Origin of the sequence: Streptomyces erythrochromogenes, from assembly GCF_040684695.1 — a bacterium.
GTDB lineage: Bacteria > Actinomycetota > Actinomycetes > Streptomycetales > Streptomycetaceae > Streptomyces > Streptomyces erythrochromogenes_C.
In genome coordinates this window covers 164,275-172,564 of the sequence record NZ_JBFBGM010000007.1, presented here as the reverse complement: position 1 = coordinate 172,564, position 8,290 = coordinate 164,275, and the positions used below count along the sequence as shown (strand labels likewise).

Here is an 8,290-nt window from a genome sequence, read left to right as displayed (position 1 = left end):
CTGTCCGGGTCGTCGAGGGCCGCGCCGGTGGCGGCTCGCTCGGCCAGAACGGTGAGTTGCGCACCTGCCCCAACCTTGTGTAGCGCCTCCAGCATCAAGACGACGCCGTCCGGGCTGGCGAGGTCGGTGTGGGCGGCGGCTCGCTCGGCCAGAACGGCAGTCTGTTCGTCCGCCTCGACCTCCCGAAACGCCTCCAGCAGCAATGCGACGTCGTACGGGCTGTCGAGGTCGGCGTGGGCGGCGGGGTCCCGGGCCAGCAGGGTGGTGACCTGCTCGTCCACCCCGAGCTCCCGCAGGACCTCCATCAGCCAGGCGACGTCATTCGGGGCATCGAGGGTGACGTGGGATGCGGGGTCCCGGGCCAGCAGAGCAGTGACCTGCTCGCTCGCCCCGACCTCCGCCAGACTCCCCAGCAGCGCGGCGATGGCCCTGGGATGGTCGAGGGTGACGTGGGACGCGGGGTCCCGGGCCAGCAGAGCGGTGACCTGCTCGCTCGCCCCAGCCTCCCCCAGGCCCCCCAGCAGCATGACGACGTCAGACGGATCGTCGACGACGACGTCGGCGGCAGCCCGCTCGGCCAGCAGGGTGACCTGCTCGGCCGCTCCAGCCTCCCGCATGGCCTCCAGCAGGAAATTGAGGCCCTCCCGGTCGTCGAGGAGGACGTGCGCGGCAGCCCGCTCGGCCAGCGCCGCGATCTGCTCGCCCGTCATCATGCCCCGAATGAAGCTCAACAGCGTTGCAGCCAGAGCTGGTTGGACGACAGCAAGGTGGGTGACGACCCATTGGGCCGGCCGATGGTCGATGGGGGATTCCGGAAATTGGAGGACAAGGAACAACCCCGCGGCGTTGCCCTCGCTATGAGCGGTCGACCTTTTGTAGAACTGGGCGGCGTCACGGAGCAGGCCGCGATGCTGTGCGGCGTGCCCGAGCGTGGTCAGGTCGCTCGGGTGGGCATGGTGGGTGGCCGCCTTCCAGAAGTCGATGGGGGGGATGTCGCCTGCGCGGTGACGGAGGCCGTGCTGTTCGAGGTAGTCGGCCAGCATGTACTGCGGCCCCTGCGCGTGTAAGGCGGCCTGGTCGGTCGGGACGCCGCTCACAGCGGGCCGGCGGGTGCGTTGGTTGCGGGGGCCGTCGGTCGTGACAAGGGTGAGGATGCCGGGAATCCCGTGGACGGACTTGGTGACGTAGGCGAGGGCTTCGGTCAGCCAGTGGCGGTCGAGCGCCTGGTAGTCACCTTCGTCGAGATAGCCGGGGGCGGCGTCGGCGAGCCAGTCCAACGGAAGGTGAGGGCCTGCGCCCAGGCGGCGGGCATCCATCGCAGCGTGGATGAGAGCCAGCGTGGCGCCACGAGCTGCGTCATAGCGCTCCATCAGCGACGGTACGCCAGCAAGGTACTGGGTGATCCGCGCTCCCTTCGCGTGCTGGGAGGCTGCTGCGAGCCGTGGGTCGGAGGTGTCCAGCGCCTCAAGGTCGGCCGGGATGAACGCGTCCGGAACGTCGATCTTGTGCCCGCCGAGCAGAGCGTGGGCACCGGCGTGCCGCTCGGGATTTGTGGTCAGGGCGTCCCAGTGCCCGGGCCACAGCGTACCCAGGACCAGCACCGGAGCCCGTGAAGGATCATTCAGCAGCTCCCGCAGGCCGGCGGCGACCTGCCGGCCGAGCGGATCCGGATCCAGGTAGTCCTGGGTCTCGTTGAGCCACACCACCGTCCTCGGGGCGACGTCCTGCAGCGTCGCCAGGGCCGCTTCAGGGCTGAGGGGATGCCACAACCGCCAGGTGCCCGGCAATCCGCTAACGGCTTCCCACAGCGCGCGGGACTTCCCCGTGGATGATCTCCCGACCAGGACCGCGATACCACTGCGCCCGCCCTTCGCCGCGTCGACCACCGTCTTCAGGCGCGCGTCGTGGTTCCGCAGGACATACCCGGGCAGGACTCCGAACCGGTCGCGGGCGCCGTCGGTGTCAAGCGCCGGATGGATTCCCAGCCCTCCGTCCAGGACGAGCCGCATGTCCCCACGGAAGTCGCCGATCGGGCGCCCCGCCCCCTGGGCCATGCCGGCCTGCACCCAGAGCTCACGCACCCGAGCCGTCAGGTCAGGTGCATCCCAGGCCGCCCGGCGAGCCAGCACCGTTGCCACAGCCACCACATCAGCCTGCTGCTGCGGCCGATCACCGTCGGTCAGGACACGGTGGATCGTGTCCCGGCTCGGGGCTCCCGCCAGGTTGCTGGCGGCGACCTCGCCGGTGATCTCGTCCAAGCTGGGCGCGCCTGCAGCCAGGTACACCTGGTACAGCAACCTCTTGAGGTCGCGCAGCGGCGGCGGCCATCCCACGAGCGGCCGCCTCAACACCCGCGGCCGCTTCGGACTCTCCTGCGGGCCAGGCCGCCCGCCCTCGGTGTCGCCACTCATCGGACCATCCTCCCCACTCCCGCCCGCCGGCACAGCGCGAACTGCACAATTGCGCTGCTTCGCTCAGGCGTTGTCGCAACTCGGAGTCGATCACCGCGACGTGCCCAGTGTGGATAGCGAGCCTGCTGGCTGCCCATCCGCCCACGTCCCCTCTTGGAGGACACATGTCCCGCACGCGTCTGACCCGCCGTGAACGACTCGCCCTGGCAGGAGCAGCTCTGACCGGGGCCGTCTCCGGCACCCTACGTGCCATCACCACATGGTTCCTGGAGCACCCCATCTAGAGCCGCACTCCGCCACACGGAGGGCAGGCCAGGATCGTGAGACATCACGATCCTGGCCGACGAGGCCCCCCGCAGTGCAACACCCGCTCGCCCGCGCAGGTGCCATTTGGCTTGGCTAGGGCTTCCTTCCACTCGCTCCAAGAGGTGCGCTTGTCCGTGTACGCCGCCAGCACGTGACTGCGGACGGCCGATCCTCTCGCGCACCCTCAGCGTGCTTCAGGGGGCTGCGGCAGCGGTTCCAGCTGCACGGGCCGAGCTGCCTTCTCAACGGCACCACCGAATGGGGATGTTCGGCTGTGCCGGTGATGCCGGAAGTGGTAGGCAGAGGATGGTCGTGATCGGCGGATGCCGGTCCGGGGAGGGGGCAAGTGATGGTGCCGGTGGTGCTGGTGCACGGGATCTTCAACTACGTCCGTGGGGCCGATCTTGCGCAGGCGGCGGCCCTGAAGGCGGCGGAGTTCGGGCCGAGGCTGGCGGAAGGCCTGGGGAGGGCCGGTTTCGGCACGGTGGTTCCGCAGGTGGCGTTCGCGTACTACGCGGACCTTCTGCGCACCCGGCTGCCCGACCAGGCGCAGTCGGCGGAGCCGGACGACACGTTCGACAGTCTCCCGGATGTGCTGAAGGACGAGGCCCTCGAATGGCTCGCAGCGGCCGGTGCTCCGCTGCCGCCTGACCCCCAGCTCCGGGTCCTGAAGCCGTTCATCCAGATGCTGGGATGGTTGGTGGACGAGCGGTGCGGACGCCTCAGCTCGATCGTGCGAGAGGAGACCATAGGCCGGGTCGAGCGCACGGTGGTCACGAACCTGCGCGAGGTGGAGGCCTACACCACCTGGCCCGAACGCAGGCACCTGGTGCGCGAGCGCATCGCCGAGACCATCCGCCGCGAACGTCCCCAGGTGGTGATCGCCCACTCTCTCGGTTCCTACGTCACCTACGAGACCCTCCACGCGAACCCCGACCTCAAGGTCGAACTGCTGGTGACCGCCGGGTCTCCGCTCCGAGTGCCGGCGCTGGCCCGCCGCCTGGACCCGCCGCTGCGAGCGGGACGGGGAGCGAAGCCCGACGGGGTGGGGCGGTGGGTGAACATCGCGGACGTCGGCGACCCGGTCGCCGTCCCGCCCAAGCTCGGAGCGGTCTTCGACGTCGACCAGGACGAGACGTGCGACCTCGGCTGGGACGTCCACACCCTGGGCCAGTATCTCGCCCAGGGCCTCATCGCCGCAGCCGCCGCCCCCTACCTCATCTGACCTGACCGCCCGCGCGGGAAAGCACGGGCGGCGGCGGAGCTCCGGCGCGCGTACGAACAGGGGCGGCTGGTCGCGAACAACGTGGTGCGCAGGAGAGGCGGTCGAGCCCGTCGACGCGCCCGGCCGGCCCCGATCGGTGTGACCGTCGCTGCGGGCCCACCCTCGCCGCTCCGGGCCGACCGGCGGCAGCGCCGCAAGGATCAATGACGAAGGACGGAAGGGAAACCGTGGTCAGGAGTTTGGTGGCGGGCGCCGGAGACTTCCCCGCGCGCGTACTCAGCGAAGCGGACCAGCGGAAAGGACTGAAGACTTTCGACCCGCTGCCGTCGGTCGGGCCCGCGCTGCGAGAGCTCGCGACGGCACTGGAACGCGTCGGCGCCGTCGCCTCCGGCCCGATCCTTTTGGAGGGCGACAAAGACGCCTTCCTCCGCCGCTGGCAAGCCCTCCACGAGAGCAGCAACCCGGACGAGCTGCTGGTGGTGCACTTCGCCGGCCACGGAGACATCAGCGCAGCAGGCGTCCTCTACCTCGCAACCTCCGGCGCTGACCCAGAACGCCTGCCCAAAACGGCCGTGAACGTCCGCCAGCTCATCGACGACGCCGCCGACGACAGCGGCCGCCCCGTCCTGCTCCTGCTGGACGTGTGCGGTGCTGGCCAGGCCGTCACCCTCCAGCAGCTCGCCGACATCGCCTCCAGTCGCGCTCAGGACCGACCACGCAAGGTGTGGATCATCGCCGCTTGCGGCGACCGGGAGATCACCTCCGGCGCGCGCTTCACCACCGCCACCGCCGAGGTCCTCAACCGGCTCGCCGACCATGAACTCGACATCAACCCCGCACTGCCACACGTCCCGGTACCCACCTTCGCCGCCGCCGTCCACCGCCAACTCGCCCGTACTGACCCCGCAGCCGGCCGCGGCCAGCACGTTGTCCACACCCCCCAAGTCCTCGCCCACGACAACCACCAGCCCCCCTTCCTCCCCAATCCCGACCACACCACCGACCCCCTCACCGCCCTCCTCACCACCATGAACCCACTGCTGCGCGAGTTCGCCCTCGCCAGCGCACCCGGCCTTGATCCCCTCCACTTCGTCACCCGCGCCGCCGGAAACCCCACCGCCAACGCGATCCACTTCTCCGGCCGCCATTCCCAACTCGCACGCATCCAGCAATGGATCGCCCAACCCCCAGGCAGCGACCGACCGAGCATGCTGGTGGTCACCGGCGGCCCCGGCAGCGGCAAATCCGCCCTTCTCGGCGTCACCGCCTGCCTCACCCACCCCCACCTGGAACCCGTCGGCGACCTCATCGCTGGCGTCGTCGACCACTTCGACCCTCGCCAACCCGCCACCGTCCTCGCGGTCCACGCCCGCCAACTCACCCTGCAACAGATCACCCACTCCCTCCACCGCCAACTACACGACCAACACCCCGACCCCGACCGCCACCCGGCGGTGGAAACCGCACCGTCCGACACCAGCCGACTGGTGGCAGAACTGGCAGCGACCGACGACGTCCTCCTCGTCCTCGACGCCCTCGACGAAGCGATCGACCCCGCAGCCGTCTGCGACCAACTTCTCCTCCCCCTCGCCACCACCCACACCAACCAGCCGGGCTGCCGCATCCTCCTCGGCACCCGCCCCTGGTGGGACACCCTCACCCCAATGCGCACCCACCTCGACCACCACCCCGGCAGCGAACTCGACCTCGACCCCGCCACCGAGGAAGACCGCCGCACCCTCGCCGACGACCTCGACCGCTACCTGCGCCGACTCCTGCCCCGCCGCCACTCACGCGAAGACATCCGCCGCATCGCCGACCACCTCGCACACCACAGCGGCACCGGCGCATTCCTCATCGCCAACCTCTACGCAGACCACCTGCGCACCACCCCCGCCGGCACCGGGAACCCGGCCGCCCCCGCACAGCCCCCCACCGCCATCACTGACGTGTTCGACCTCCACACCCGCACTCTCGCGGCAAGCGACCCCTGGATCACCCCGGTCCTCGCGGCCGTCGGCCAAGGCCACGGCGACGGTCTGCCCCTTGACCTCATCCATCACCTCGCCCTCACCCACCAACCCCCCGACCGGACCGTCCCCCAACCCGCCGACACTCGCCGAGCCCTGCGCAAAGCCGCGTTCTACCTGCGCACCACCCCCGGATCCGACCAGCGACTGCTCTACCGCTACTTCCACCAAGCACTCACCGACCACACCCGCTCCCGCACCCCAGCCACAACCGTCCACCACGCGCTGCTAGCCACCGTTCCCACCTACACCGAGGGCGCCCGCAACTGGGAACTCGCCGACCCCTACCTCCTCCGCCACTCCGCAGCCCACGCCACCGCTGCCGGCAACACAGCCCTCGACCACCTGCTCGAAGACCCGGGTTTCCTCGTCCATGCCGAACCCGACACCCTCACCCCCCGCCTCCACCACGCCACCACCGACCGGGCCCGCCTGCACGCCCACATCTACCGCACCACCACCGCCTACCACGCTGGCCGCCAGCAGTCCGAAACCCGCCGTGGTCTCCTCGCCTTGGATGCCGCCGCATGGCAACAACCCCACCTCGCGCAAGCCCTCGCCCGCACACCTGTCGACAACGCCCCCCCTAGTCCCGTCCCCCGCTGGGCCACCGACCATCGAGGCCGCACCACACGCCTGCACACTCTCGCCGGCCACACCAGTGCGGTCCGGGCCGTCGCCACCGTCATCGGCCTGGGTGGCATCCCGTTGGCCGTCACCGGCAGTGAGGATGGCACCGTGATCGTGTGGGACCTGGCCACTGGCGAACGTCTGCACACCCTCACCGGCCACACCAGGGAGATTCGGGCCGTCGCCACCGTCATCGGCCCGGGCGGTGTCCCGTTGGCCGTCACCGCCAGCGGGGATGGCACCGTGATCGTGTGGGACCTGGCCACTGGCGAACGTCTGCACACCCTCACCAGCCACACGGGGGAGATTCGGGCCGTCGCCACCGTCATCGGCCCGGGCGGTGTCCCGTTGGCCGTGACCAGCAGTGGGGATGGCACCGTGATCGTGTGGGACCTGGTCACCGGGGAGCACCTGCACACCCTCACCAGCCACACCTACGTGATCCATGCTGTTGCCGCTGTCACCGGCCCGGGCGGTGTCCCGTTGGCCGTGACCAGCAGAGGGGACGGCACCGTGATCGTGTGGGACCTGGCCACCGGGGAGCACCTGCACACCCTCACCAGCCACACCTACATGCTCCATGCTGTTGCCGCCGTCACCGGCCCGGGCGGTGTCCCGTTGGCCGTCACCGCCAGCGGGGATGGCACCGTGATCGTGTGGGACCTGGCCACTGGTGAACGACTGCATACCCTCTCCAGCCGCACGGGGGAGATCCGGGTTGTTGCCACCGTCATCGGCCCAGGCGGCGTCCCGTTGGCCCTCACGGCACCTAGCGACAGCACAACCCTGATCGTGTGGGACCTGGTCACAGGGGGACGTCTGCACAGCCTCACCAGCCACACCAGGGAGAACCGGGCCGTCGCCACCATCACCGGCCGGGGCGGTGTCCCGTTGGCCGTCACCACTAGCAACCGCAGCACCGCGATCGTGTGGGACCTGGCCACAGGGGGACGTCTGCACAGCCTCACCAGCCACACCAGGGAGATCCGGGCCGTCGCCACCATCACCGGCCGGGGCGGTGTCCCGTTGGCCGTCACCGCCAGCGACGACGGCACCGCGATCGTGTGGGACCTGGCCACCGACGAAGGTCAGCACACTCTCACCGGCCACACTGACTGGATCCAGGCCATCGCCACCACAAGGTGTGATGGCAGCACGGACACGATGCTGGCCGTCAGCGTCGGCAACGACAGCACCGTGATCGTGTGGGACCTGGCCACTGGCGAACGTCTGCACACCCTCACCAGCCACACGGGGGAGATTCGGGCCGTCGCCACCGTCATCGGCCCGGGCGGTGTCCCGTTGGCCGTGACCAGCAGTGGGGACGGCACCGTGATCGTGTGGGACCTGGTCACCGGGGAGCACCTGCACACCCTCACCCGCCACACCTACTGGTTCCGGGTTGTTGCCGTCGTCATCGGCCCGGGCGGTGTCCCGTTGGCCGTCACCGGCAGTGAGGACGGCACCGTGGTCGTGTGGGACCTGGTCACCGGGGAGCGTCTGCACAGCCTCACCGGCCACACCAGCGCGGTCCGGGCCGTCGGCACCGTCATCGGCCTGGGTGGCATCCCGTTGGCCGTCACCGCCAGCGGGGACGGCACCGTGGTCGTGTGGGACCTGGTCACCGGGGAGCGTCTGCACAGCCTCACCGGCCACACCAGCGCGGTCCGGGCCGTCGGCACCGTCAC

2 protein-coding genes and 1 pseudogene are annotated in these 8,290 nt (G+C 70.2%); 2 read left to right on the top strand and 1 reads right to left on the bottom strand.

Going from position 1 to position 8,290, the window contains the following annotated elements; translation table 11 throughout:
• Nucleotides 1-2,411, bottom strand: a pseudogene (locus tag AB0O53_RS14160) (hypothetical protein); the annotation flags it as partial.
• Between the two features lie 655 nt (nt 2,412-3,066).
• Between AB0O53_RS14160 and AB0O53_RS14155 the strand changes: the two are divergent.
• Both AB0O53_RS14155 and AB0O53_RS14150 read left to right on the top strand, forming a co-directional pair.
• Nucleotides 3,067-3,942, top strand: a complete 876-nt coding sequence (locus AB0O53_RS14155; RefSeq protein WP_365195512.1) for a hypothetical protein — start codon at nt 3,067-3,069, stop codon at nt 3,940-3,942.
• Nucleotides 3,943-4,145: 203 nt separating this feature from the next.
• Nucleotides 4,146-8,290 (top strand): P-loop domain-containing protein (locus AB0O53_RS14150; protein WP_365195510.1); only part of this gene is annotated, 4,145 nt, incomplete at its 3' end.